Below are 25,555 nucleotides of genomic sequence, written 5' to 3'. Positions count from 1 at the left end.
AACCATGGCTCCTTCTCAGAAACTTTACCTGCCGAATCAGCCGCGAGAAGCCCAAAAGCGGGGAGAACAGACGGTTCACCTATTCGTGGCGTTCAACATCCTCCAGCGGCAGCCCCACAGCGGCGGCGAATTCCTCGACGTTTTTTTTATACGCCTCGAAGTTCCGATCCCACAATCGCAGCGCCAAATACGCTTCGCTTCCGCTGGTCGCCACCAGCACGACACCCAATTTTCGATCGGGCTTCGCTTTATTGGCATAGCTGCTGTTAATAGAAGCGGAGCATTGAATGTGCTCCAGCTCGGCTAAGCGAAACTGCTGTACCGGAACCGGAAAAAATCGAAACAGATAGTCCCGCACGCAGACGACCTGAAAGACCGGGTCGAACTCGGTACGGCGACTCCAAGCGGCCAACAAGAAGAAAAGCGAGAGCGGCAGCAGGGAAAAAAGATAACCGGCCCATTCAAACTGATTCGACTCGTCCAGTGGATAGTCGCGAACCATGGCGAAAACGAGGAGCCCGAAGCCGGGCCCAAAAAGAAGCGCGAAAACCAACAAACCACCCCGGCGCTCGCTAGGAGCGTAGAAATCGAGCGATGGAGCGATATGTTGTTGCATCATGATCAGCGCATGCAAAAAACGGACGATAGATTTCTCTATCGTCCGTTTCGTATAAAAATGGTTGTGACCAAGCTGAGTTGAGTGAGACTGTCCCAAGGTGATACGTCTAGTCGCGATTACTCGCATCTAGAAGGAAGTGTGAGTCTTCCATGTCGTTCACCAGTTTTCCTTAGAAAGGAGGTGATCCAGCCGCAGGTTCCCCTACGGCTACCTTGTTACGACTTAGTCCCAATCGCGGAGTTCACGTTCGGCGCCTGCCTCTCTTGCGAGTTAGCTTAGCGACTTCGCGTGCACCCCACTTTCGTGGCTTGACGGGCGGTGTGTACAAGGCTCAGGAACATATTCACCGCGGTATGCTGACCCGCGATTACTAGCGATTCCGGCTTCATGCAGGCGAGTTGCAGCCTGCAATCCGAACTGAGGCGCGTTTTCTGGGATTTGCTTACTCTCGCGAGTTCGCGTCCCTTTGTTCGCACCATTGTAGGACGTGTGCAGCCCTAGTCATAAAGGCCATGAGGACTTGACGTCATCCCCGCCTTCCTCCGGTTTCACACCGGCAGTCTCTCTAGAGTCCCCGACATTACTCGCTGGCAACTAGAGATAGGGGTTTCGCTCGTTAAGGGACTTAACCCGACATCTCACGACACGAGCTGACGACAGCCATGCAGCACCTGTGCAAAAGCTCTCCGAAGAGCACTCTTCCCTTTCAGGAAGATTCTTAAGCATGTCAAGACTAGGATAAGGTTCTTCGCGTAGCCTCGAATTAAGCCACATCCTCCACCGCTTGTGTGAGCCCCCGTCAATTTCTTTGAGTTTCAGCCTTGCGACCATACTCCCCAGGCGGAGCACTTAACACTTTCGCTACGACCGAGAAGATGTGGGAGTCCCCTCGATCCAGTGCTCATCGTTTACAGCTAGGACTACCGGGGTATCTAATCCCGTTCGCTCCCCTAGCTTTCGTGCCTCAGCGTCAGTAGAGACCCAGTGAGCCGCCTTCGCCGCCGGTGTTCCTGATGATATCAACGCATTTCACCGCTCCACCATCAGTTCCGCTCACCCCTATCTCCCTCAAGCTCTACAGTTTCAGGCGCAGTTCCACGGTTGAGCCGTGGGATTTCACACCTGACTTGTAGAGCCGCCTACGCACCCTTTAAGCCCAGTAATTCCGAATAACGTTCGGACGGTTCGTCTTACCGCGGCTGCTGGCACGAACTTAGCCCGTCCTTCCTCTGAGGATCAGTCAAAATTTCTTCCCCTCTGACAGCGGTTTACAACCCGAAGGCCTTAATCCCGCACGCGGCATCGCTCGGTCAGGCTTGCGCCCATTGCCGAAGATTCTCGACTGCAGCCACCCGTAGGTGTCTGGGCAGTATCTCAGTCCCAGTGAGACGGGCCACGCTCTCACGCCCGCTAACCATCGTAGCCTTGGTAGGCCATTACCCCACCAACAAGCTAATAGTAAGCAGTCTCATCCCCGGGCGCCGGAACTTTGATCCGTAGATGTTATTCGGTATTACCGCCAGTTTCCCGACGCTATCCCGAACCCGAGGGCAGATAAACTACCTGTTACTCTCCCTTTCGCCGCTGTCCTCTCGGAAGCAAGCTTCCTTGATTCTCGCGCGACTTGCATGCCTAATCCATGCCGCCAACGTTCATTCTGAGCCAGAATCAAACCCTTCAATTGTTATATGCTTTAGCGGTCGGCCGAAGCGTCACGCATATGAGCAAAATTAAAGTGTTTGAACTGCTCTTTGCAAAACAATTCAAATTCAAGTTCATTGTGATTTGCTTCTACAAAGCTGTTCCGAAGAACAGTTCTGCGAAGCACAGTCTCACGCCGAACCCAACAGAGGTCACAACCAAATTGTCAAAGATCAATGTCCGAGAAACGTTGTCTCTCGGTTTTGTTTTCCCCCTTGGCCGCGTCAGCAACCAACTGGGAAGAGACAAAGAGTACCAGAACTGACCAGGGCGTCAACGGGCCACGCACGTCCCGAACAAGTTTTTCATCACGATTTACGTTTTTCCCAAGAAAACAAGGAGAAAACGCCGCCAAAAAAGTTCGCGAGAATCTGAAAACGGGCCCTTCCGACACCCCTTCGTCGCTCCGAATTGGACCGCCGCGGCGCGAAATTGCCATCTGAATTGCGAGATTGGGATCCGCAGCGATCGCGTTTCGTTCGACAACCAATCGCCGCTAACCCGCGGCGCGGTTTTGCCGCTTGTTCCGATTCCACCGATCGGCGAAAGGAGAAAGCGGCCCAATCGGTGACTGGCCGCTCCCAATAAGGGCCAGGAGGCGAACGAAATACTAGGGTTGGAAGTTCTCATCTCCCGTTTTCGCATCGCCGGAGTGTTGATCTGATGCCCAAACCGGTCGTTTTACTGCTCGCCCTGCTCACTTTTCTGGCCCCGATTGGCGTGGTCGTCGTTATGAACGCCGACAAACTAGACCAATTCGAGCTGCCAAAGCCCCCCAAGCCGCACGAAATCGAAGGCAAGGTTTACTTTTTCTCGGCGCCCTGGTGCGGCGCCTGTAAGCGGGCCCAACCCGCCTACCAGCGACTGCGCGACGAAGGCTACCCAATCAAAAAGATCAACGTCGACAACGACCAGGACCTGGCGATGAAGTACAACATCCGCTCGATCCCGACGTTCGTTTACGTCCGCGACGGCAAAGAAGTGGGCCGGACGAGTTCGCCGGGGTCGGTGAAGGGGTTGTTCCCGTTGTGGTAGGCGGGAACACTCACGAGTCTCCGTCAGCCGACTTATTGCTCTGGCCGTTCATCGACTCATTGGAGCGTCGAAGCTAATCGGCGCGACTGCTATTTCGAAAATCGAACCGAAGCGAGCACTTCGTCCCATTTTCGGTTCGGCCAAGAGTCATCGGCGCCAACCGCCAAGAGAACATAGACTGCCGACGAATCTGCTATGTAGGCCACGTGGTTGCGAGTCTTCTGGGCGGGAATCTCAAAGGTCGTACTTGCAGTTTCGTGACCGTCGCACGTAGTCGTTATGTCGCTTACATTCGCCACTTGAATTGAATCGGGCGGCATTGGTCGAATGCGCTGTTTCGCCTCTTCAATTGCCTCTATTTCACTCAGGTTGGGCGAACGCGGAACCACAAACAGCTTGATTTCGGCGGCGACGCCTTTTATCGGTCCCTGACGCAGCGGTCCGGTCCAACGATATTGACGAAAGCCGCCCACCTCTTCCGCATGGATCTCACCGCTCGGAAGCTGTAACGAGATTGGCTCTCCTTCTGGGCTAAACAGCTGCGACCCGATGCGCCCTGAGGCTCCAGACATCGACGTAAAGTCGATTAGCGCCGGCTCATTCATCTTGTCGTCCGAATCCGTTTGCTCGACGATCCGAAAGGAGTCGCGCATGGCGCGGAGTTGCGTCAGGCGATAGCGAGAGCTGTGGCCGACGCCTGAAATGGCGAAGATGCCGCTCTTATGAGCCACAATCGTCGAAACGATATTCATGGACCTCAAATCTCCATGAAACGTTCGTTCCAGCGCGACCATGCCTTGAAACGTCGTTTCTTGCGACGAAACGCTAATTCCGTTTCGCGAGGTGCCGTCGATTCCAATATTCGTTTGACGTTCGACGCGATGAAGTGCATCAAGGTCCGATTCTCCCTGCCGGCGCGAAAAGTAACTGACGGCCAAGTAGGCGAAATCCTCGAGGCCATTCGGCCCCGACGCGGGCCGCACCCACGTAAAAAACGTACCGCCGATCAGCATTTTCGAGACATTTCTGTCGGGGAAATACATTTCAAACCCTGGATTTGAGGATTTGTAGAGCGTCCAGCCCTTCAAGCCACGGCGATCGCACCATAAATCACGTCGCCAGCAACACTTCCAGCAGATAGGCGTCGTTCCGCCCCGCTTTTAGCCGCTTGTTCTTCACGCCCACCTTGGCCGTTTTGTTGTTCTTCAAGAGGCTCAGACTCGTTCTTCGCAGCAGGCTGAAGTTGATGTCGGCGTTTCCTTTTCGGATGCGGCTTTGGTCCTCGCCGAACGTTACGTCGAGTTGCCAGTGGAGCGAATTCTCGATACCCCAGTGACCGCGGACCGCTTCGACGAAGCGTTTGCCCGTGAGGTATTTGCTAACGATATAGTAGCGGACGTCGCTCGTCTCTTTGCCGTTTTGCGTCACGATGTTGATCGTCATGCCGATCGCTTTCAACTTCTTCCACTTGCTGGCGTACGGAAAATCATCCGCATCGATCGGGCAGAGATAATAGTAGCGCGACTCTTCGCGGCCATGCCCTTTCTCGTGCGTTTCGTGACGATGAACTTTCAGCTTCTTGAAGTCGACTTCCATCGCGGCGACGAAGTGATCGCGAATCGCTTGATGCAGATAACGCTGATTTCCTTTGATCGCCAGGCAATAATCGCCCCCTGCGTCGACGATCTTGGCGGCGATCTCTTTCTGACAACCCATCGCGTCGATCGTCACCAAACAGCCGGAAACCTCGATGATTTCGAGCAATTTCGGAATCGCCGTGATCTCGTTACTCTTGGCGTCGGTCGCTACCTGACCCAGGCTCACATGATTAGCGGTCGCCCAGGCGCTGACCATGTGAATGGCCGCCTTGCTGCTGGCGGCGTCGAAACTGCGCCGCAACGTCTTGCCGTCGATCGCGATGATTTGTCCGTCGGTAATGTCCTGCAGCGCCGTGATCCAACTCAGCAAACACTTCTCGAATTCGGCCGGCTTCAGCGCACCGAGAATCGCGTTGAAACAATCATGCGAAGGGACGCCGCTGCTCATGTCGAGAAACTGCGAAAGCCACTCCTTCTTATCCTCCGCCCAATCGGCGATGGCGACAAATTCATCCGCCCCGCCGAGCACGGCGCAGAGCGACATCGTGACGATGTTGACCAGCGGATAAGTCACCTTCCGCGTGCGCGGATCGGTCAGGTCGGCAAAGTACTGTTGAATCGAAGCGGCCGCAGAAGACATGCGGAAGACCTCCCTGCAAAGCGAACGCCTGGCGGCGAAACGAATGTCGCAAAAACGCCAAGACGTATTTGCCGGATTATCGCAGATTGCCCATCATGGCGCAATCGCCGTGGGCCAGTAGCTCAGTCGGTTAGAGCAGGGGACTCATAATGTCCGGCCGCCCTTTCTTTTGTTGATGCAATTTCTCGCAAATGCATTGTCTTGCAATAGGTTACGAGAAATCATGCCACCTCTAAAAGCGCTCGCTTATTCTTGCTTATGAGCAAGCTCGGTGTCACTGACACCATGCATGGAAATGCCTTCGCTCCATTCTCGAGCCGCTCGCTTTCCTCGTTAAATGCCCTGACGCTGGAGTAGATCATTTCGCGAGAGCATCCAAGCATTGTTGCTGCGGCCCGACCATCGCGAATGACAATCATTTGCCAGACTTTATCTTTCATCTGCCCAATCTCCCTACAGCTCGTCAACGTCACTGACAATCGCATACGCCACCGACCCAGACTCAGCCCCCGCGTGAATCCGGTTGAACCTTTCGACGCACTCGCGCGGCCAGGTGAAGGTTCCATCCACCTCGAGCCGCTCGACCAGTACGTCGCGGTTCCAGATTTCGACGGCGGTAATCCTGGCGTCCGGGAAATTACAGGGAAATTGAGTGATCTTGCGGCACCCAGACGAAGGGGATGAAATCATTTCAGCGTGAATCATTGGCGTGCGTACCTCTAGCGCAGATGGTTTGGTGATAGCAAAACGGCGATAGCTCAAGAGTGGAGCGGTAGAGGCGTCGTCGACGGCTGACGCGGCCGGCAGCAACCCGGTGCTGGCTTGGTAACGATTCTTTCGATTGCGGGTCTTAATCTAGTGTGCAGTTGTTCAGATTGCAAGCACTGATTCCCATTATTTTGTGGGGGGACCAGAGGTGTCATTCGTCTGCCCCGAAATTCTTTTCTGAAAATCGCAGCGCGATACCGTATTTGGTATTGCAAACAATACCGCATGTGGTACCATATTACTTAATTGCTTTCGCTGTTTGACAACTTTTCAGAAAGGACCAAGTGAATGAAATTCACGACTTTGATCCCCCTGAATCGGAACGATGGTTCCGAGGTTTCCCAAGCCGAGATCAACGAGATCTTGGCGGAAATCGCGACTCGCTTCGGAGGGTTCACCTCCGAGGGAACGGTCGATGGCAGCTGGTTAGATTCCGGCAAGATTTATTCTGACCGACTCCTAAAAGTTTCGGTCGCCTGTGATCGAAGCCAATACGAGGAAGCGAAGCAAGTGGTCATCGGCATCGGACGCCGAACCGGTCAACTTGCAATGTTCTTCGAGGTCGTCTTTTTCGATGGGGTTCAAATTCTGGAAATCGTCGACTAGCGGCGACGGTCGGGGGCGAAAGCCCCCGGCCGCCTTTTTTAATTTTTTGATATGGAGCCGAAGACGATGAAAAAACTTAGCGATAAGAAGGTGAGAGATTTTACCCGTGTTGTTGACCAAGCGATCGAGTCGACCACAGGCTGGGAATCGCTCTGGAACGCTGTTGGCGGGATCGGCGGAGCACTCAGCCAATTATTCCCGACTCCTGCGGAACGGACACAGCTGCAGGATCTCGACGCCTGGCAAAGGCTTTGGGAGGAGATCCGGTCGCGACAGGGGGGAAATCGGGACGAATTTATCGAGCGAACGGCGGACGCGTCGGGGACTCTTTCGCTGCGGCTGCCGAAATCCCTTCACGCGGCCCTGAAGGTCGAAGCGGAAGCGGAGGGGGTGTCGATCAACCAATTGATCCTTGCCAAATGCGCGCTTCAGCTCTCGGCCGCCTGTCGCGGCTAGAGGAGCGTTAGGCTACAATTTTATCGCCGGGGGCGCCCTTTCTGAAAAGAGAGAGCGAAAGCAATTTGCCCCCGGCGTTTTTTTATGCGCTGGCCCCAAAAGAGTTGCGGCGACCTCAAACGCTGGATAGGTTGTGCGTTTGTCGACTCTTTTGCGGAAACCAGTATGCCAAAATTCAACTTAATGGTGCGTGATAAATCAACTGGCGAAACGAATCGCCAGTGGGTCGAAACGACGAGCGAGGCCCGCGCGATTGCTGAGGCGCAACAAAAAGGGCTTGAAGTCCAGTCGGTCGAAAAAATTGGTCCGGATACATTCCTTGGCCTGGAAATTCCCGAGGCTCGCGTGAAGACAATCACCTATGAGGTCACCGGGACTTCAAAGGTGACCGGAATGCGGATGGTGTTTACGCACAAGGCGTTGGACGAATACGCCCTAGCCGAAGAACTTCGCGACAAATACGAGATCGAATCTTGCCGCGTCGTTGGCGAGAAGGTCGACTATACAAGCAAGATCTACTACATGATCCTGGCGTTCTTTGTCGTCTCGGCCCTTGTTGGTTCCTGCAATTGCATCATGGCGAACAGTCAGCGACTATGACCAAGCCCGTCCAATACGACCCGTTCAACCAAGTCTGCTGCGCCGACTGCCGGTGGTGGGTTCACCTTGGCCCCCCTGACGATGGCATGAACCTCTGCACCGAACCGAGCAACCAGCGAATCGAGATCCGCGACCCAGCGACCGGCAAGACGGCCTACGTGGAACGCGGCGGCTTCGAGAAGTACAAGTTCCTTTTGCCAAGCCCCGCGTGCCAGGATGTAAATTCCCGTGGCAACTGCAATAAGTTCCAAGAGCCGACGCCAGAATCGGACGCCGAACCAGACCCGCCAGTCGTCGCCATCTTTCGCCGAATCATCACTGGGGGCCGATCGTGAACGAACGGGAAGAGCTTTTGTTTTTGACGGTCCGCGTGTCGACGATCCGTTTTAGCCAAACGCGAGTCCCGACGCCGGCAGTGTGTGACCCCACACATTCAAATAGCGGACCTCCAGAACCCCTGTTGCCGCATTGACGACATGGATTCGGTCCCCGACGTTCGCATTGATAATCGTCTGGCCGCTGACGGAATAGAAGTAGCTGTCGACCTCCTCGAACCATGCCCAGTTTTCGGGCCGAACATAGACCCCCTCTTGGTAGTCAGTGCGAAAGATGCCGCTTTCATTGTCGGTCAAGTCGACGCCGCTCTCGTACTTGTAAGCGGATCGCTCGACCAGCAGTCCGAATGTCATACCACGAACGTCACTACCCGCCTGAACCGGCTTGATCGAGGCGGTGAAGCCGATTTGAAAAACACCTGCATTGACGCACCGCAACTGCGCCGCCCCCTTCTGGCTTGCATCGATCGGCGTAAGCGTGTCGCCTGAAACTTCGCTTGGCAAGCTTGGTGCTCCCCATTTCACGGAACGGAAGTCTGGCGATGATTCTGGGCTGATCGACGGATCGAACGCGCGGTAGTTAAACCCGCTAACGATCGGTCGGGTTGCTCCGCCAGCTAACGAAGCGCGGTTACTCTCAAAGACTAGTCCGGCGCCGCTGTAGGGATAAACGTACTGATGTCGCAATTCTTCGCACTTGAAGAACCGGGCCGACTGCGAGAAGCTGGGTGCCACCCAGCCGATGCGAAACTTGTGTTTCGGCCGCTGCGGATCAACCGGCGCGTCGATCGGACACCCCTCGAACCCCAGGAAGCGATACGCGGCGCCGCCGGCCGCCAAGCCCTGACTACTCTCGACCGGTCCAACCAGAGCGCCAGGTACGATCAGAGCCTTGTTGTCGACGCCGTCGCTGTCGTCCTGTCGAATCAACGCCTGGGCGATCACGCCTTGGGAGCAGCTACCGGATAGCGTAGGTCCGGTGATCTGAGGCCCATTGAGATAGCACAGGCCGGCGTCTTGGATCGGCGACGCCTCGGGGCGAGCGAGCCTAAGCACGCCGCTTTCGCCGTCCAGCTCTACGGCGCTCTTCGCGACCTCGGGAACCATGACGGCGAACGGCAAGAGGCTATAGCGATCGCGGTTGACGAAGATCTTCGTGTTAACGGGCTTGAGCGTCACGGTTTTTCTTTCTGGGCTGCGAGTCGATCCTGCTTGATGCCTTCGACGGTTCGCTGAATAAACTGCTTTTCGCGGTAGCTCATGTCGGCGTTTTCCAGCTCCTGATTTCGGCTGGCGGTCGTGGCGCCGCGGCCATCGCTGCCGATCGACCAGGTGACTTGCTGGATTGCTCCATCGGGCTGAATTGCCGCGAAACCATCATAGGTAAGCGAACCGGGCTGCTTGGCCTCCAGTTCCTTCTGGGCGGCATCGAGGTAATATTCCGCCTGCTTTTTGACTTCCGTCTCGTTGGTGATCAGCTTTTCGCCGCCGCTTGGTTGATAGAGCACGTAAGCTTCCCGGCCGATGTCGTTTCGCGTGATGACCTGCGTATCCTTCACTCGCGCCGGCTTGCCCCGCATGTGCTCAAAGCGAATCAGCCCCCGCGTCATTATGTCACGCCGATGAAAAGCGGCCCGCAACCGGATCACCGGCGGAATGGCGATATTGGTGTTCAACGCCTTGTCGAACTGCCACTGGTGAACCGGTTCGGAGAAGATCACCAGCCCCCGTTCCGTGTCGACCGTGAAGCCGCGACGGTAGAGCGTCTTGGGTTCTTTGTTCAGATTCGGGTTCGGAACCTTGTTGCGCGGCGGAGGCGGGAGCGTGCTGGCGCCATCGTCGTATTGCCCATAGACCCACGGTAGCCGTCGCTCCTTCAACCCGCCAGGGAACTCGTCGACTTCGAGTTGCTCGTTAAGCAGCAGGATCTCCTCGATCGACTCAATGACGTTCTCAGGGGTTTTCGGCTCGCCATTCAGCTGAAAGCCGGCCATGATCCGGTAAACCTTCCAAATGCACGACTTCGCCAGATCGCGGTATTTTTTCTCCACGTTCGGCATTTCCAAGACCGGCTCGGTCTCCCAGCCGCTGGGCGGAATGTAATCGGCCTCGACGTAGCTGACGACGTCGCCGTTGGGCTGGATTGCCATCGGCTCTAGGCGAAAGTCGTATTGATACTTCGACGGCGCCGCGGCGAACTTCAGCGCGGCCGGCAGTTCGGGCGGATCGTAGACCGCCTCGCCGCTGATCGCCGCTTGATTGATTTGCAGCCCGGCTCCAACGCCCGCCTGCTCGATCGAGACCTGGCCGCCATGCTTCAGCACCACGCGACATCCGCAAGCGTCGACCAGTTCGCTCAGCGCGACGGCGGGGAGCTTGTAATCCCAGTTGACATAGGGCCGCGACACGTTCGGCATCTTGGAAACGTCATAGCGCCGCTCCCCCATCGCCTCTAGGCAAAGCCTGGCGAGATCCTGCGGCGTCTTTTTGGTGTCGGGCTCAATCGCGATCGGGTCGTTTTCGTCGCCCCCGCGCCGACGGCGGTTGTATTCGCCGCTGATGTGACCAAACCGCCACCGCCATCGCTGGTCGAAAATCTCGGCCCGTATCATCGTTTTGCCGTCGCCGCCGGTTTCAAGTTGAAGCGAGTCGACACGACAGCCGGGAATCTGGATCGCGGTCCCGGCGTAACGGAAAACGGCGGTTCCCTCCGTTCGCGGCGTGATGTCTTCTAAAGTTCCGCGCACGGTGATGCGACCAGGGCTGATTCCGTGGCTCATTGTGTAGCGAACTTCGTTGAAGTTGCTGATTCCGGGGTAAGTAAATGTCGCTTCAGGGTAGCCCACTATTGCTCTCCCCAAGGCGTGAAGTCGACGTCGCCGCTGCGGGCCTGCTGCTGATAGCTCTTTCGAGCCTTGAGCAAGCTCTGGTAGTAGGCCTTGCCGGCGGAAAAGATCGCCACGAACTCGATTGCGGTGACTTGGTGGCCGTCATCGAGACCATCTGGCGAATCTTCGTCGATGCCGTAGATCGTCTCCGTGATACTGGAAGCTGGGATTCCTAGCAGCAGCTGCGTGTTGATGCCGGTCAACAGCGCGTCGAATTCGTTGCGGGCGTCTTTGTCGATCCGTAGTGAGAAACCGTAGTCGGTCTCGCCCACCACGACCGGAAAACCTGCATTGAGACGCTGATCGTAGGCGTCGTTGATCTCCGTCAGCTTGGTCGCAATAGCGGCGTGGTTGGTGTCGTTAGCGGCGTCAAGTAGCTGCTGCGCTTCATCAAGCGAGTCGGCGAACAGGTAGCCATCAGGCAGTGGATCGGCGACCACGTTGTTACCAAAGAATTGGTTGCAGTGATTCCTCTCGTGCAATGTTGCCCATTCGGTCGCAATGCCGTCGGCCACTTTGGCGATGCCTCGACTGTTGCTGATTGTCTTATTCATAATTCACCGCCTGGAAAGCAGGATAGTAAAAGCCAGCTGTTCCGGTCTGAAAATTTTCCCACGACGCAGCCACATTTTGAACAACGGTGTATTGTCCACTCGAATTTATAACTGCCGCGCGCTCGATGTTAATGCTTTCGCGAAAAACCGCTTTGGCGTAAGGCGGCACGTCTACTATCCCGGTGTAAACCTGCTCGCTGGATCTACTAAATCGCATTGCAATATTCGCGAGGCAAACCATTGGAGGGCACCAGGCGCGAATAGTTTGCGATGTTCCTGGCGAGGTGTTTGACAAGTCGTTGGCGTAGTCATCTGGCCCACGATGCACGTAGCTTCCGATAAACTCGCAATCTTCAATTTGTCCGCCGCTCGTCGCATTGAGACGGATCGCGATTCGCATCTGCCATGTATCCCAGCCACTCGGCAGTTCTAGCGTTTCCGACAGACAGGCGACCACGGACCCGCCATCAAGCCCGAGAAGAACGTGATACCAGGTGTTGGTTGCTCGTGAATCGCCGCTCGCGTAATCGCCGCTCTCCGATACGTCCAGCACGATCGGCGTCGTGACCTCGATCAAGTTGCCTTCGTTGTCGTTGCACCAGCCAACGCCAATCGTAATTTCGGTAACTGACGTCCATGTGACGGCAAGCCCCTGATTGCCAGTCTTGGTCACGGCCCCGCCGCCACCGCTGCCGCCATTGTCGATTTCGCCGAGATGAATTACCACGTTTGACTCCTAGGCGTACCAGATGCGAATCAGGCAGGTTGCTGTTGACGCGGTTTTGAGCCGCATCGCGAGCGCCGCAGCGCCGAGAATCGGCCAGTAGGTGACGCCGGTGGTCGCCGTCGTCGTCGTGCCGTCTATATCGTTGCTGGCGTCGTGCACATCCACATCGGCGGTCGCGTGCGAAACGTCGAACTGGATGATATCGGCCGCCGTTTTGCCCGCTGGATGAGTGTAGCTCTCGTCATCCAGCAAATCGCCAATCGACTGCAGCGTGCTGGTTACATCGACTTCTTGCTGTTGGACTGTTGATGCCACGGTTCGGAATCCGTTAAGAGTGGTTACGTCAGCGCCGCGCGTGACGATAATGTCGTTGCCGAGATCCGATAGTCGCGTCGTGCCTTGGAAGCGAAGCGTTAGAATCTGCACCACTTCGTTGGTGTCGATCACGTTCGCCGAGTCGCCGCGAACAATGATTATGTTAGTGACGACTTTGTCACGCATGTCGCCGTCAAAAATCAGCTGGCCGTCGGTGTCGACCACCGTATCGCCACCGAGTGTGCCGCTAGTCCAGTAGTAGACCTCGCCTCCTTCGACGTACAGTTGACTGACCGCGTCGGTTCCTTCGATGCGCAAGACCCCGGCTGTGTTTTGAATCGAATCGATCGCGGTTCCGCTCTTGCCCCCGATCGTCAATTCGCCGCCGTTCTTGACGATGTCACCGACTGTCACGTCGTCGCCAAGTGCAACCAGAGCATCCGAGTCTCGGCTGTCGACAAAGCTGACGTTGAGCGAGTCCAGCACCGCGACGTCACCGGCGTCAATCGCGACCCCGACCGACCCTTTGTAAACGACCATGGTGTTGCTGGCGTTCGTCCCGACCCACTCGACCGCGTAGCCGTTCGTTGACGATGTGCCCCCGGTGGAATGTACCGTCACGGCGGTCTGAGCGCTGCTGGTGTCGAGTCGAACCAATGACGACCCGCTTCCTTCCCCCTTGCCGATCGAGGCCACAGTCGCGCCAACCGCCAGATGGGTCGGCAGGTATTCATAGAATCCCGCCTCGTTGTAGTTCGGCAGCCCGATCGAGCCGGTGAAACTCGCCCGCACGTCCAGGCTGTCGAGCGTCACGGCCGATTGTCCCAGGCCGTAGAGAATGCTGGAATCGGTGTTTTCAATCCGCACATCGGAACCATTGACCGGGACGCTATTCTGATCCCAGTTTTCCGGTTCGCTCCAGTGGTGCGGTCCGGTCGGCGTCGTCAAAGACGAGATCGTGAGCGTCTGGGAGTTGTCGCCGGTCAGGTTGGCGCCATCGCCCGACATGAGCGCGACGTTCGTTGCGGCCAGGCCGCCTTGGAATTCGACGATCCAGGGGCCGCCTTCGGGGCCAGTCACCCCCACGGCGCCGATGTTGGATAGCGCCTCCAGCGCCGTCTCGACCGCCGACGCCGCCGCCGAGTAGGAAATGTTGCCCGACTCCTGGCCGGCATAGGTGAGCGTGAATGTGCCGCCGGTGACGCCTTCGGAAAGGCTGACGGTCTGCCGCTCATTTACCGGCGACGCCGCCGACTGGGTGACCGAAATCGCCCCGGCGCCACCAGTAAGATTTGCTCCGTCGCCAGTCATCAGGGGAACATCGGTAGCCGCCAGGTTGTTCTCGAAGTCGATCAGCCAGTTGCCGACCGCACCCGACACCGAAACGTCGCCGCTGGTAATATTCGAGAGCGCCTCTAGCGCCGTCTCAACCATCGCCGCACTGGCGTTATAGGCGATGTTGCCGGTGGTCTGCCCGTTGTAGGTGAGCGTAAAGGTGCCGCCGCCTGGCGATCCGGTCAGCGTGACTTGTTGGCGTTCGTTGGTGCCGGTTGCGCTGCCGTCTTGCTGCGTGGTTGCGCCGCTGCCGATGCCGTAGCCCGACGCTTCGAAGAAGGTGATATCCCAGTTGAACCCGCCAAGCGAGCCTGTGAACTCGACATCGTAAACGCGTTCGCGAAATGCTGACGAAACTAGCGTTACCGTGACATTTGACGAATTAATATCTGGATGCGTCTCCATCTGGGTTTTAAACTTCGCGGCGGTGTCGAGATCGCTAAAGTCGATCCACCGAAAAATATGGTTCGATGCTCCAAATGTCATCGCGTACTCGGTAGGCGTTCCAGATGGCTTTGATGCTGAGTAGGTCATCGTGACGCGAACGATTTCGTTCGTGCCCGCCTGGCCTTTGGCAATTTCGGCAATGCTCACCGTACCGGCGGTCAGGCTCGACGAGTCCATAAGGAGAAGCGGCACGTCGGTGTTGACGTAGGTCGCCTTAAACTCGATCGTCCACGGTCCGCCGGCCGCTCCGCTGACCTCCACGTCGCCGCTATCAATGTTCGACAATGCCTCCAGAGCAGTCTGAACCGTGGCCGCGCTGGCGTTGTAGGCGATGTTGCCGGTCTCCTGGCTATCAAACGTCAGGGTGAACGTACCGCCGGTGACGCCGGCCGGTAGCGTCACCGTCTGCTTTTCGTTCGAGCCCGCGAATGCTGACGTGGTCGTGCTGATCGCGACGTCGCCGAGTGAACCGTTCGACGCGTCGGTGGTGATCGTGAACGGGCGACCGTCTGCGGCGCCGGTCAGCTTCAGGTAGGGAGTGGAATCGTCTGTCACCACCTCGGCCGTGATGTCGGCCAATTCGGGCAGATCCGCTTCCTCGATCGCGGCGATCAATCCTTCGTAGATCGGCGCCAGGGAATCGCTCAGCGCCGTGAAGGCGATGTCTTTCCGGTTGATTGTCAGCGTCACGATGTCGCCAGCTTCGACGAATTCCGCCACGATCTTCGAGACCTGGGCTCTCCCCTGCGCGTCGCCGCGCCAAACAAATAGTGCCATCGCCTATGCTCCGTTATCGTAAATGAGGGGTTGCCACCAAGGGGCGATCCGATTGATAGCGGACCTCCCAGCTGAGCGTGTAGTCGGTAAAGAGGCCGTTGCCGCGATTCTTGCCGCCGCCGTAGGTCAGCGATGGAGGCTCAAGGGCGTAGCGTTCCGGCAGCAGTAGACCGGGGAAAGTCGGGTAGACGCGATAGCCGACCGCCTGGCCGCTTTGGGTTGCTCGGTAGATGGTCTGGCGTCGCACCAGCTGCGGTCGAGGTGGACCGAGCTTCGTTTCGGTCCAAGCGGTTCGCGGGCCGCCGCCGCCAAATGTGACCGATTCGCGAAAGCTGAGTAGGGATGTCGCTGCGGCTTCGGGAAATTCCGCTTCGAGCGTGACGGAAAAAGTTCGCTTTGTAGCGTATTCAGCGCCACCGCCGTTAGGGAAGCTGGGGCCGGCAATGACCCGGATGCCGCCCATCGAGTCACGATGGCGCATCACGTGCTGGCTGGCTGTTGCGCCATCAGAGAGCAACAGAACAGCGTCGAAGTTTCGCTGACTGTAGGCGCTGACCAGGGCGGCAACCTTGGCGTCAATGTCCGCCTGGCCGCTGCCGACGATGAGGCCATTGATCAACCATGTTTCGATGATCGACAACGGAATTCCGCCTTCGGACAAAACCGGACGCTTGCCAATCTGCAAGGCCGGTTCGCCGATCGGGTGCGTGTAGTTGCCGATTTTTAGGTACATGGCTAGTTGATCGGTGGAAGGGAGTTTTTCAGGGTCTTGTTTTGTTCCGCTCGTAAGTCGGTCAGGGCTCGCTTGATCTTCTCTTCGGTGATTTGTTCCTGGGCTTCTAGTAGCGTTCCGAACTGTTCGCGGATTACCTCAATAAGTCGTTCATCATCAGCCTCGAGCTTGACGACCACTTGCCGCTGAGCCTTGACCTCAACTTCCAGCTTGGCTTGCTCCGCGATCGCATCCTTGATCTTCTTGCGTTCCGCGCCGCCAAAGAACTGATCAAACCCGGCCGCATTGGCCGCCGCTACGTCGCCCTGTCGGGCAATCGATTCCGCCCCCTCGGTTCCGATCCCACGGAGAACTGCTCGTTCTTCGCGGGTCAGTGCCGCATAGCCGCTGGCGTCCGCCTTTTGCTTGATCGCGATCGCCCGCTTCTGTTCGCCCTCAGAGAGTTGCCCGAAGCGTTCGCGAGCCGATAGCAACCTGTCTTCCGATTCCTTCTGTAGTTGCCGCTGTTTTTCAATCTGCGTGTTGAGTTTGCGAATTGTTTGCTCGGCGGCGTCGCGTTCTTCGCGATTGGTCTGCTTGGCAATTTCGAGCGATTCGCGGCGTAGCCGTACCGCATCATTGATCGCCTGCAGGGTCCGTTGCTCCTGAACGGCAACTTCCCCATCGCTGAATTGCTGTCGCTGGCCGACGATGTTGCCGGACCGCATTCTGGCCAGTTCGGCTTGCTGCTGATCGGCGTAACGCATTGCCGATTGAGCGCGATTCATGACCGCATCGGGACTGGGGCCGCCTAGCTGGGAGAGTAGATCTTCGCTGCTTGATCGATTCTGTCGCAGTTGTTGCTCGACGTCGTACTCTTGCTGAAGGCGAACCGCTCTCTGTTGGTCCATCTGCTGCTGGGCGATTAGTGCCTCTCGGGCTTTTTGCAAACGTCCCGTTCTTGCGACGGATCGACGGGCTTGATTTTGAGCATCGATCGTATCGTAGTTGTCGCCCATAAAGGTGCTGGAGATCGACATCGCGTCACGTTGAGCGGTAAGCCATCCCGTCAAAGTCCCAGGGTCATACCATCCAGCCTCCGCCAGTCGGTCCGCGGATCCGCCGATGTTAAATGATTGAGCCGCCTGGGCGCCTGCGAAACCAACGCCGGCAATAGCAGCGGCGCCAGCACCGGCGAGAGTTGCTGCACCACCACCGATCGCCATTCCACCAAAGCCACCGCTCCCCATCATTCCTCGCCATCCCATCGACTCCCAGCCGGCGCCGCGCGGCATCTTGCCGCCACGGCTGTTAGCGCCACGAATCGCAGCCAAAATCGCCTCGGCTTTGGCCGCCGCCTCGACAGACCGCCGATAGACGTCGACCCCTTCGCGGAGCCCGCGATAGGTCTCAATTCCTCCCTTCGTTAGCTCAACAATTCCTTGCACGCGCGCTAGAGTCTTAACGAGCTTCTCAAGGTCCTCCTCGCCAGCGATCCCGAGGGCGACCAGGCCACGGCCCATTGTCGCTATACCTTCACCGGCCTTAAGGAAACCGTCGGTCATCCGCTTGCTGAGTTCGCCAGACAGCGCCACGGTGCTTTCGTGCTCTCGCCGGATCCTGCGCTCGGCCGCCTCTCTCGCTCGCGCCAGATCGGCCGCCTGCTTCTTCGCGACCTCGTTTGCTCGAAAATTGATGCGAGCAATGCGAAGTGATTCCCGCTCGGCCGCTGCGGCGGCTTGCTGCTCGGCACGGATCTTCGCTTGTGCGACCCGCTCCGCTTCTCGGGCTCGCTGGGCGTTAATCTCCGCCTCCTCTTTGGCGGCGCGCGCTTCGTCTTTTAGCCGCTTGGCGGTGGCGCTCTCGGCGTCGCGGGCCTCCTTGTCGGCCTGTCGCTTCTTTTCTTTCGCCTCGCGCTCGGCCACTTTGAGGCGGTCTTTCTCCGCCTTCTCTTCGGCCTTGAGTTTGGCCTGGCGTTCTTTCTCCTCATTCGTGGCCCGCTTCTTCGCCTCCATCTTCGCCGTTGCCGTCATGCCCTTCTGGGTTCGCTCAAACGCCGCCCCGAATTCCGTTACCGTCTTCTTCGCCGATGGGTCCACCATGGCGGTCAGGGTGTAGCGGACGAATCGTTCAGCGTTGGGCGCGGTCATCAGTGGGCCTTGTTCAGTGCCAGGAGGGCGAGCGTTTGCAGACTTTGGTTCTGCTGCGTGTTGCGTTCATGGACTTCGTGAAGAGCGTCCAGGATCGCGAGGTTGCGGCGAATAATCGAATCCCTCGCCATTTCGTCGGTGAGACAGCGGCCGTGAGTCGCTTTCACCTCTCTCCACAATTGGTAGGTTTTCCAGTTTTTGACCGACAACTCGAGCCGCTTGGCGTTCTGCGGCGACTTCTTTGGGCATTGGCCGCACTGCAGCTTCATGCCTGGTAGTCGTCGCTGTGGCGTCTGCACCCGATCTGGCCCCATCGCCACCGTAGCTCGCTCCCCCTTTTCTAGGTCGTAGACGAACTGCTGGCAGTCGTCACAATCAATCACGGCGGCGCTAGGATGGGCAAGGATCAGGGCGACGCCGACCCGGAGTTTTTTACGTCGTCCTCGTCTTGCTCGGCAGAGGTGAGCCCATCCCCTTCACCCGCTTCGCTCGGAGCTTCGCCGCTGATAATCGCGTGGAGCTTTTCCAGGATCGGCGATCGCAGCTTGGCGAGGTTTTCCGGCGTCGGGTCACGTTCGAGCGACCAGCTTTGTAAGTGCTTGGAAACCGTCTTTGCCATGGCGCGATCGGCCGGCAGCTTCTTCTTGATCACTAAGTCGTAGTGAGATTGGCGATCGGCTTGGATCATCGGCCGATAGGTGAACTCAATCGGACCGTGAACGCCGGCGACTTGGGCAATAAAGCCTTCCTGATCGTAGCCGTCGTCGATGAAAAATTGTTCGCTCATGGCGGTTGGTGACTCCTATTCGTTGGTGTTGGTGACGACCAGTTGCGGTTCGCTGTTCGCCAGGTCTTCGTAGGCGATGAATTGGTGACTCGGCCGGATCACGCCCTTGCCCTGGATCGGGATTTGGGTGCGGGGTTTTTGCAACAGGCCGAACGTAAACGTGAGCGTGTCGGTGCCGTTGGTGTAGCTGGTTGATCCGGTGACGCCGCGGGCCGCGTTGGCGATCAGGTTCGCCAGGGCGGCGTCGTCCAGTTCGGTGTCGAACGCCCAGGTGATGACGCGAGGGCCCTCGACGATCAGGCTCCGGGCTTGGCTGTTGTTGAACTGGCCGAGGTCCAGGGCGTTGTCGATCGTGATCACCGAGTTGTCGACCTCGATCTCAACATCGTTGACCGTGATGGTCGATTGGTGGTGGATGTACGGACGCTTCGCCGAGATGGTCGACAGGATGTCGGGGAATGTGCCTTGATTCGCATCGGCGTCGGCCAGCTTTCCCTGCAGGTCGAGATCAAGCCCAAGCGTGCCGCCGGCCGAACTGCGGAACGTGGCTTGATTGACCTTCAGTCCGCGGTAGGTCTGGACCTTGATTTCTCGGTCGACCGTTGCGACCAGATCAGGAAGCGTGTCAGCTAGGGCGAAGACGTCGGCCAGGGCGTCGGTCCCCTCGGCGGCGCCCAGAATATACGGAAGAAGGAAATCCAGCTCGTCAGGGCGAGGTTGCAGGCTGACCGAACCGCCGACCGTATAGACGCCGAACTGGGCCGAATCGCCGACCGGAGACCGCTTGCCGATCATGCCATCGGTAATGACGATGTTTTCCTGCTTGTCGATCGAGCAACCAAAGTGCTCGAACTGTCGCGTCGCCAAGTTGCTGGCATGCTGCGGACCGAGACCGAACTGAGTTTGGAATCCGGAGACGTTGGTGACCATTGTTTAGCCCTCGTAGGTGACGGCGCGAATGATCAGCGCCGATGCGTCGAATTGTTTCAGAAAAGCGCCAGGCAAGACCGTCATGCCTTGTTCGCAATAAAAACGATGAACCCCCGCGACGTTGATCGGCAGGCGATCGTGATAGCGGCCTCGAATCGCTTCGCGCCAGGTGAGAAGCGTTCCCAGCGCTCCTTTGCCGAGAGCCTGATTCGACGCCTGGATCATCGTGATGCTGACGCCGTAGCGGATCTCCATGCGTTCGTTGCTGCCGAAGTTTGGCAGAACCTCATCTTCGGGGCAGACGAATATCCCCGACGATAGCGATTTGGCGATTGGGTTGTATGGAAATTGCTGCTGCTTGATGTTGGCCGACGTAATCCCCGTCAGCCCCATCGCCAAGATGTCGGCGTAAACCGCGTCCCAAATCGTTTCCAGAGAACTAGCCACTAGAAAAACTCCAGGCCGTAGTCGGCGATAACTGGGTCCATTTCCTTTAGTCGCTCTTCACTGGCGCCAAAAAACTCACGCTGCGGAATGTTGCGTTCGGGGAATCCGAAGTTGTGAACGCCGGCGTATGGAACGTCTTCGCGGTCAATGATCTGGCGGGCCGCCTTGTCGGCGAAGTTGAGTGTGCCGAACATCGCTTCTTTGAACATGGCGCCTGTCAGGAAGAGCAGCGGGTGACCGTCGCCGGCGTATTTTCGCGGCGCCCAGCTGACTCCGTCTGGCGACGACTCGCTACGAAAGTTTTCCTCCACGCCCTTGTGGAAGATGTCGAGCATTTCCTCGAGCGGCGAGCGAAAGTCGTCAGCGATCATTCGATCCAGCGAGGTGTTGAGCGCCGCCGTCAAATCGCTCGCCTCGATTGTTTCCGTCGTCGTCGCCATTTACGTTACCTGCTTAATGCAAAGACAGCGATGCTGCGCTCCCCACTGAGCCTTCTTCACGCTCTGCACGGTCCACTTCGTACCGTCCGCTTGGGTGATTACGCCACCGCCTCCAGGGACCTTACCGCCGAGCGACACATTCCATAGGTTGAACGTGATGTAGTCGCTTTGAAGCGACGCCAATCCGTCGATTAGTTCCAGTTCCTTTTGATCCGGCTCGATCTGCCGAGCCTTCACCGCTTCCTGGTCGCCGTCGCTGTCGGTGTAGGCAACTTCCTCAACATCGATGAAGCCCTGCCAAGTGTTCTTGTAAAGCTCGTAGGCCTGCGAAAACGTCATGTCAGGCGACCTCGCGAAATGGATTCCGCTGGGCCCTGGATCAACTCCAGCGTGTCGCTAATTTGTTTGAGTTCGTCGTACAGCGATTTCTTGTAGCCGACGTGGTCGATGTGATCGCCGGGGCCTGAAGTGTTCGGCAGGGCCCCGACGTCACTTGTCGCCATTGCGGCCAGCTCGGTGAGAATCGCGTCTCGCCGGGCTAACAGATCGGCAACAACTTCCGTTTGCGACTTAACCACCTTCAGGCCCCCTGCGATCCCACCAAACCGGAACTCGTTTAACGCCAGCGACTACCCGACCGCCGTGACGTTGGTCCAGTAGCCTTCGGTCTTGCCGGCAAGGCTAGCGCGCTGAAAGGCGCGGCGACTGGCGTCTCCTTCGTCCACAGCCTTGATGCCGCGAATTGGGATGTCGGCCGACTTCGCTTTCTTGATCACGACATCGAAGGTCTTCAGCGGCGTCTTGCCCTTGTAGTGCTCGCGAATCCACTTGCTGTAGGCTTTCTTGTCGTCGCCGGTCGCCTTCGGATGCAAGCCGCGGCGGACCTCCTCGGGGGCTTTCGACAGATCGACATCGGCCAGCATGACGCCGACGCCGGTATCGGGCGCGGGGCGCTTCGCCAGCGAGGCGTCGATATTGGCCCGCATTTCCTTCAGGGCTTCCCCTTCCTGGGCGAGCGATTTTTCGCGGGCTTTCAGTTCCGCTTCCTTGGCGGCCAGTTCTTCGCGCAACTTGGCGAGTTCGGCCGCGGGCGAACCGGCGTCGCCGTCATTTAAATTGCCGTCAGCCGGCGGAGTGGCCGGCGGGGTTTGCTTCGGCGCATCCAGGGCGGCCAGGTTGGCGTCTTCGGTGATGTTGGTCGGCGGAGTGGCCGGCGGGGTCAAGCGTCGCCCCGTCTTATTTTGGGTTTTTTGGCTCATTTCAGGTACTCAGAGTTTTTGGTGGTAGAAAAAGGGCCGACGCCCGCCGGCCCTGGTTTCGTTACTTCCGCCGAGCCGATTACTCGGTGTTCTTCTGCACGCAGCGAGGTTCGTCGACCGCGACCTGGCCCATCTCGCTCGACTTCGACTTGAACGCGATGTCGCGCTCGAATTCGTCCTCGTTGCCCGCGATGGCGGTGACGGTTTCGGGCGCCCAGTTCTGCATGTACTTGAACGCCTTCTTGAAGTCGCCGTAGAACCAGCTGCTGCTCGACGACGTCCGGGCCTTCACATACGGGCTGGTGATCGGAGCCGGCAAGCCGCTGTACGGATTGCTGTAGGATCGGCTCGCCGCGAACCCGACGTCGGCGGTCGCTTGCGTGTTGCGACGAATCTCGGTTGCGTTGATGATCGACTGCGCGGTCTGGTACAGCGCGCCGGGAACCACCATCTGGCGAGCCCCGATCACGATCGGTTCGCCAGTGTCGGGATCGGTCAGATCCTCGAACAGCAGGTCGGCCGCCTCGATCGACTCATAGTCGACCAGCGCGTTGGTCTGCAGGTTGTCCCAGTCGTGATCGCCGCTGTTGTTGCCGTAGGTGGCGACAATGCCGCGACCCTTGCGGTGGTAGCGGTCGACCAAGCCGAAGACGGTGTCGAGAATCCGCTTTTCCCAGTTGACCGCCAACCATTCGGCGCCTTTGCTGGCCATCGACAGCACCATGCCGGTTTCGTCGAAGAGGATCGCTTCCTTCGTCACTTCCACGATGAAGCCGCGCTTCTCGGTTTCCTGGGTTTCGACCCAGTCTTCGTTCAAGGTCACGCGCGGGTAGTCGTCACCCTCCGCGACCTTCCGGGCGCCGTCGCCGAGCTGACCGACGCCAGGCTTGCGTTCCCACTTCTTCGTGGTCGGCTCGATGGTGACCAGCTGCTGGGCGATCAGCTCCGGTTTGTTAAATTGCTCCATCAACTTCTGGTACATGAACGCCTGGTTGATGTGGGCGAACGCGCTGGTGTTGATGCTTTCCTTCACCAGGTTGACGCCCTGCGGTCGACCCGCCATCGAGCCTTGCCAGCTGCGCAAGATCTCATGGCCATTCGGCACCAAGCTTTCAAAGGCGCGGGCCAGGGAATATTCGTTCGCGGCGACTTGCCCTTCGAGGATCGCCAGGCAAAGCTCGCGTTCCGCTCGGTTCGGCGCCTGCGATTCGTGAATGCCTTGACGACGGGCCGTCTTCTTGCGATCACGGTCACCGGCGGCCAATTCGCGGCCGACGGCTTGCCAGTTCAATAGTCCGTTGAGACTTACCATCTCGGTCCACTCCTCAAAGTTTTCAAATTTGTGTTGGTGAAAACCTGAGATAGACTGGCGTTTTCGACAGTCGCTCTATCTCAGGGCGATTGAGGCGGCCGGTCTCGCGCCAACGAAGCCGGCCGCCGCTGTTCTCTTAGTTGTCGAGCCCGATCGCGAACCCGAACGCGTTAATGTCGATCGACTTTTCGGCCGCCGAGCCGCACTTCACGCCAATCAAGCCGAGCATTTCGGTCGCGCTGGTGAGGCTGAATTCCGGCTTGAAGTGTTCGCGAGCAAACGTGCCGGGCTGGCGGATCAGTTCGCCGTTGATCCGGAACGCCACCTCGCCATAGGCGGGAGCCCCAACCGCCGGCTTGTACTCGATCTCGAACGTCGCTTCGGTCCCGTCCGCCGCGATGCCGGTGTCGAGCGTTTGCTGGTTCGTGCCGTTGCTGACCTCGCAGATCCAGGTGGTTCCGCCGTCCACCTTGTAGATCGCGGCGCCCCAGTAGTCGGCCGGGGGTCCAGCGCCGTCGTCGCCGAGGAAGGTCAGATGCGTGACGCCGCTCATGACCCCCACGGGCATGATGTTGTCGACGTTGCCGCCACTCGGCGTGAAGGCGATCTGCGAGCGAATCGCAAACCCGTTGTCGTCGAACTTGAAGATTTCACCCGGCGTTTTCAGGATCACGCCGTCGTTGTCGCCGACGCTGTCGCCGCCACTGGTCAAGACGCCATAGCCGCCGCCGGCCGCGTCTTTGATCGTGATCGCCGCATTGGCGTCAGTGCCGGTCACGACCAGCTCGACCGGATCGACGAGAAAGTGAGTGAAGTATTCGGCGACCGTTTTCCAGGCTTTCATGGCCAGGTTCGCCTTGGGAGTGAAAGCAGTCATTGTGTTAACTCGCTATGAAAAATTGAATTTGCGTTTCTGTCGTTGGTGAATGCCGCCGGGGCGGTATGGCGTCGCTATCGAAGGCGAGCGAGCAGCTCGTCGCGATCCTTCGGCGGTTTGTAGTCGGTCAGGCCGTCACTTTCGACGGCGCGGATCGGGCGGCCCTGGCTTTCGATCACGCCGTAGCCAACGTCTCCGCCGTCCAGGTACTCGACCATTTCTTCGCGAGTCGTGACGCCGCGCAGGATCCGCTTGAGGCTTTCGGTCGCGGTCACCTTCTGCTCTTTGCAGACCGATTCAATGACCTGATCCTTGGCGGAAACCTTCAGCTTGCTTTCGGCCGCCAGGGCTCGTTTCTTCCACACCTCGGTGGCGGTCTTCTTTTTCGGTTCGTCGCCGGTTTCTTCTTCGGCGACCACTTCTTCGTCGTCGGTCTCTTCTTCCTCGACGGCGGGGGCGACCGGCGCGTCGTTGGTCAACTTGTCTTGCATCGTCAACAGCTCGCCGACCTTCTTCTTCTTGGCGGCCGTATCGAGCGACGAATCCTTGGCGATCGCGATTAGCGCCTGTTCAAACGCCGACGCGATGGCGCCAGAGCTGTCGCCGGCCATGTCGTCTTCGGCCACTTCGATCGGCTGAGAAAGCATCGGGTCGTCCGACATTTCCATCTCTTCCAGCACGCGGTGTTTGCCGGGGAACTTCTTGACCGACAGGCTTTCTAAGACCTGCTTGTAGGTCAGCTTCTTTTTGCTCACGGGCTTTTTCTCCTGTTCGAAAATTCCGTTATTGGTAGCGGGCCGCGTGACTAGATCCACGCTGTTGACGCCCGTGATTCTCGTAACTCGCTGAACGTCGCCTTCCTGGACCGCCTCGATCTCGGCATCGTGCGACAGGCCAAAGTTGCGGGGAAACCGCTCGGCACGTTCGACGATCGGCCCGGCTTGCGGATGCGATTTCAAATAGTGAAGGTCGCCGTACAATTCCCCCTCGATGATGCGGAGCGATTGCAGACAACCAAAGTGGTCGCCGAGTTCCCGTTCGTCCCCCGGCTCATAGCCATGATCGAGGTAGATCGACGTGTTTTCGTAAAGCGGTATCGCGGCTTCCAGAACGTCGACGGGATAGAGTCGGCCGTTTTTGGAGCGATTACCGCAGACCTTCACGCCACGAATCACGCCGGCTTCGGCGTCGACCTTGAGGGATGCGGGTTGCTGAACGGCTTCGGTGATTTTGCTCATGT

Annotated in this window: 28 protein-coding genes and 1 rRNA gene; 6 read left to right on the top strand and 23 right to left on the bottom strand. The window is 58.0% G+C overall.

Features of this window, described 5'->3' with window-relative positions; translation table 11 throughout:
• Positions 1 to 79: 79 nt before the first annotated feature.
• Together Enr8_RS20925 and Enr8_RS20920 are read right to left on the bottom strand one after the other, a co-directional pair.
• The gene (locus Enr8_RS20925; RefSeq protein WP_146435427.1) at positions 80 to 745 is read right to left on the bottom strand and encodes a hypothetical protein; all 666 of its coding nucleotides are present in this window, start codon (positions 743 to 745) and stop codon (positions 80 to 82) included.
• Positions 746 to 792: 47 nt separating this feature from the next.
• Positions 793 to 2,303, bottom strand: a 16S ribosomal RNA gene (locus Enr8_RS20920).
• A gap of 680 nt (positions 2,304 to 2,983) precedes the next feature.
• Here Enr8_RS20920 and Enr8_RS20915 point away from each other — a divergent pair.
• Complete coding sequence (locus Enr8_RS20915; RefSeq protein ID WP_146435425.1) at positions 2,984 to 3,355, top strand: thioredoxin family protein; 372 nt, start codon at positions 2,984 to 2,986, stop codon at positions 3,353 to 3,355.
• Between the two features lie 89 nt (positions 3,356 to 3,444).
• Here the strand turns inward: Enr8_RS20915 and Enr8_RS20910 are convergent, their stop codons facing one another.
• Positions 3,445 to 4,107 (bottom strand): hypothetical protein, encoded by a 663-nt coding sequence (locus Enr8_RS20910; protein ID WP_146435423.1) that lies wholly within the window; start codon positions 4,105 to 4,107, stop codon positions 3,445 to 3,447.
• Positions 4,108 to 4,465: 358 nt separating this feature from the next.
• Positions 4,466 to 5,593 carry an ISAs1 family transposase gene (locus Enr8_RS20905; RefSeq protein WP_146435421.1) on the bottom strand — a complete coding sequence of 376 codons (1,128 nt, stop codon included), beginning with the start codon at positions 5,591 to 5,593 and terminating at the stop codon, positions 4,466 to 4,468.
• On the opposite strand from Enr8_RS20905, the gene Enr8_RS26455 reads away from it, so the two are divergent.
• Positions 5,592 to 5,714 (top strand): hypothetical protein, encoded by a 123-nt coding sequence (locus Enr8_RS26455; protein ID WP_261342478.1) that lies wholly within the window; start codon positions 5,592 to 5,594, stop codon positions 5,712 to 5,714. The two genes, Enr8_RS20905 and Enr8_RS26455, sit on opposite strands and share 2 nt — an antisense overlap.
• A 332-nt stretch (positions 5,715 to 6,046) precedes the next feature.
• Here Enr8_RS26455 and Enr8_RS20900 read toward each other — a convergent pair whose 3' ends face one another.
• On the bottom strand, positions 6,047 to 6,298 hold the full coding sequence (locus Enr8_RS20900; RefSeq protein ID WP_146435419.1) for a hypothetical protein: 252 nt from the start codon (positions 6,296 to 6,298) through the stop codon (positions 6,047 to 6,049).
• A gap of 351 nt (positions 6,299 to 6,649) precedes the next feature.
• Between Enr8_RS20900 and Enr8_RS20895 the strand changes: the two genes are divergently transcribed.
• The 4 genes from Enr8_RS20895 (at position 6,650) to Enr8_RS20880 (ending at position 8,358) form a co-directional block, all read left to right on the top strand.
• Complete coding sequence (locus tag Enr8_RS20895) at positions 6,650 to 6,967, top strand: hypothetical protein (RefSeq protein ID WP_146435417.1); 318 nt, start codon at positions 6,650 to 6,652, stop codon at positions 6,965 to 6,967.
• Between the two features lie 51 nt (positions 6,968 to 7,018).
• Complete coding sequence (locus Enr8_RS20890) at positions 7,019 to 7,423, top strand: toxin-antitoxin system HicB family antitoxin (protein ID WP_222434922.1); 405 nt, start codon at positions 7,019 to 7,021, stop codon at positions 7,421 to 7,423.
• 165 nt (positions 7,424 to 7,588) lie between these two features.
• Complete coding sequence (locus Enr8_RS20885; protein WP_146435415.1) at positions 7,589 to 8,023, top strand: hypothetical protein; 435 nt, start codon at positions 7,589 to 7,591, stop codon at positions 8,021 to 8,023.
• Positions 8,020 to 8,358 (top strand): hypothetical protein, encoded by a 339-nt coding sequence (locus Enr8_RS20880; protein ID WP_146435413.1) that lies wholly within the window; start codon positions 8,020 to 8,022, stop codon positions 8,356 to 8,358. Before Enr8_RS20885 ends, Enr8_RS20880 begins: the two co-directional genes overlap by 4 nt.
• A 51-nt stretch (positions 8,359 to 8,409) precedes the next feature.
• On the opposite strand, the gene Enr8_RS20875 is transcribed toward Enr8_RS20880, so the two are convergent.
• The 18 genes from Enr8_RS20875 to Enr8_RS20790 form a co-directional block, all read right to left on the bottom strand.
• On the bottom strand, positions 8,410 to 9,537 hold the full coding sequence (locus tag Enr8_RS20875) for a hypothetical protein (protein WP_146435411.1): 1,128 nt from the start codon (positions 9,535 to 9,537) through the stop codon (positions 8,410 to 8,412).
• A complete protein-coding gene (locus Enr8_RS20870) occupies positions 9,534 to 11,204 on the bottom strand; it encodes a hypothetical protein (RefSeq protein ID WP_146435408.1) in 1,671 nt (556 codons plus the stop codon). Before Enr8_RS20870 ends, Enr8_RS20875 begins: the two co-directional genes overlap by 4 nt.
• The gene (locus Enr8_RS20865; protein ID WP_146435406.1) at positions 11,204 to 11,800 is read right to left on the bottom strand and encodes a hypothetical protein; all 597 of its coding nucleotides are present in this window, start codon (positions 11,798 to 11,800) and stop codon (positions 11,204 to 11,206) included. The genes Enr8_RS20870 and Enr8_RS20865 overlap by 1 nt, the downstream gene beginning before the upstream one ends.
• Positions 11,793 to 12,527, bottom strand: coding sequence for a hypothetical protein (locus Enr8_RS20860; protein WP_146435404.1), 735 nt, complete (start codon positions 12,525 to 12,527; stop codon positions 11,793 to 11,795). The genes Enr8_RS20865 and Enr8_RS20860 overlap by 8 nt, the downstream gene beginning before the upstream one ends.
• A 9-nt stretch (positions 12,528 to 12,536) precedes the next feature.
• Positions 12,537 to 15,401 (bottom strand): autotransporter outer membrane beta-barrel domain-containing protein, encoded by a 2,865-nt coding sequence (locus tag Enr8_RS20855; RefSeq protein ID WP_146435402.1) that lies wholly within the window; start codon positions 15,399 to 15,401, stop codon positions 12,537 to 12,539.
• A gap of 13 nt (positions 15,402 to 15,414) precedes the next feature.
• The gene (locus tag Enr8_RS20850) at positions 15,415 to 16,134 is read right to left on the bottom strand and encodes a hypothetical protein (protein WP_146435400.1); all 720 of its coding nucleotides are present in this window, start codon (positions 16,132 to 16,134) and stop codon (positions 15,415 to 15,417) included.
• Positions 16,135 to 16,136: 2 nt separating this feature from the next.
• Entirely contained in the window at positions 16,137 to 18,263 is a 2,127-nt protein-coding gene (locus tag Enr8_RS25580) for a coiled-coil domain-containing protein (protein ID WP_186767775.1), read from the bottom strand.
• Positions 18,263 to 18,646, bottom strand: a complete 384-nt coding sequence (locus Enr8_RS20840) for a hypothetical protein (RefSeq protein WP_146435398.1) — start codon at positions 18,644 to 18,646, stop codon at positions 18,263 to 18,265. Before Enr8_RS20840 ends, Enr8_RS25580 begins: the two co-directional genes overlap by 1 nt.
• A 23-nt stretch (positions 18,647 to 18,669) precedes the next feature.
• The gene (locus Enr8_RS20835; RefSeq protein WP_146435396.1) at positions 18,670 to 19,050 is read right to left on the bottom strand and encodes a hypothetical protein; all 381 of its coding nucleotides are present in this window, start codon (positions 19,048 to 19,050) and stop codon (positions 18,670 to 18,672) included.
• A 15-nt stretch (positions 19,051 to 19,065) separates the two neighbouring features.
• Positions 19,066 to 19,980, bottom strand: coding sequence for a phage tail tube protein (locus Enr8_RS20830; protein ID WP_146435394.1), 915 nt, complete (start codon positions 19,978 to 19,980; stop codon positions 19,066 to 19,068).
• A 3-nt stretch (positions 19,981 to 19,983) separates the two neighbouring features.
• A complete protein-coding gene (locus Enr8_RS20825; RefSeq protein ID WP_146435392.1) occupies positions 19,984 to 20,427 on the bottom strand; it encodes a hypothetical protein in 444 nt (147 codons plus the stop codon).
• Positions 20,427 to 20,867: a phage virion morphogenesis protein gene (locus Enr8_RS20820; RefSeq protein ID WP_146435390.1), complete on the bottom strand. Its 441-nt coding sequence runs from the start codon at positions 20,865 to 20,867 to the stop codon at positions 20,427 to 20,429. The genes Enr8_RS20825 and Enr8_RS20820 overlap by 1 nt, the downstream gene beginning before the upstream one ends.
• Entirely contained in the window at positions 20,868 to 21,206 is a 339-nt protein-coding gene (locus Enr8_RS20815; RefSeq protein WP_146435387.1) for a hypothetical protein, read from the bottom strand. It abuts the gene before it with no gap.
• On the bottom strand, positions 21,203 to 21,445 hold the full coding sequence (locus tag Enr8_RS20810) for a hypothetical protein (protein ID WP_146435385.1): 243 nt from the start codon (positions 21,443 to 21,445) through the stop codon (positions 21,203 to 21,205). Before Enr8_RS20810 ends, Enr8_RS20815 begins: the two co-directional genes overlap by 4 nt.
• A gap of 51 nt (positions 21,446 to 21,496) precedes the next feature.
• Complete coding sequence (locus Enr8_RS20805) at positions 21,497 to 22,126, bottom strand: hypothetical protein (protein ID WP_146435383.1); 630 nt, start codon at positions 22,124 to 22,126, stop codon at positions 21,497 to 21,499.
• Between the two features lie 79 nt (positions 22,127 to 22,205).
• Positions 22,206 to 23,438: a phage major capsid protein gene (locus Enr8_RS20800; RefSeq protein WP_146435381.1), complete on the bottom strand. Its 1,233-nt coding sequence runs from the start codon at positions 23,436 to 23,438 to the stop codon at positions 22,206 to 22,208.
• Between the two features lie 136 nt (positions 23,439 to 23,574).
• On the bottom strand, positions 23,575 to 24,315 hold the full coding sequence (locus tag Enr8_RS20795) for a hypothetical protein (RefSeq protein ID WP_146435379.1): 741 nt from the start codon (positions 24,313 to 24,315) through the stop codon (positions 23,575 to 23,577).
• 74 nt (positions 24,316 to 24,389) lie between these two features.
• On the bottom strand, positions 24,390 to 25,553 hold the full coding sequence (locus Enr8_RS20790; RefSeq protein WP_146435377.1) for a hypothetical protein: 1,164 nt from the start codon (positions 25,551 to 25,553) through the stop codon (positions 24,390 to 24,392).
• Between the last annotated feature and the right edge of the window lie 2 nt (positions 25,554 to 25,555).

The organism is Blastopirellula retiformator, assembly GCF_007859755.1.
GTDB lineage: Bacteria > Planctomycetota > Planctomycetia > Pirellulales > Pirellulaceae > Blastopirellula > Blastopirellula retiformator.
Note: the sequence above shows the minus strand (reverse complement) of the source record. Positions and strands in the feature narration are given on the sequence as shown.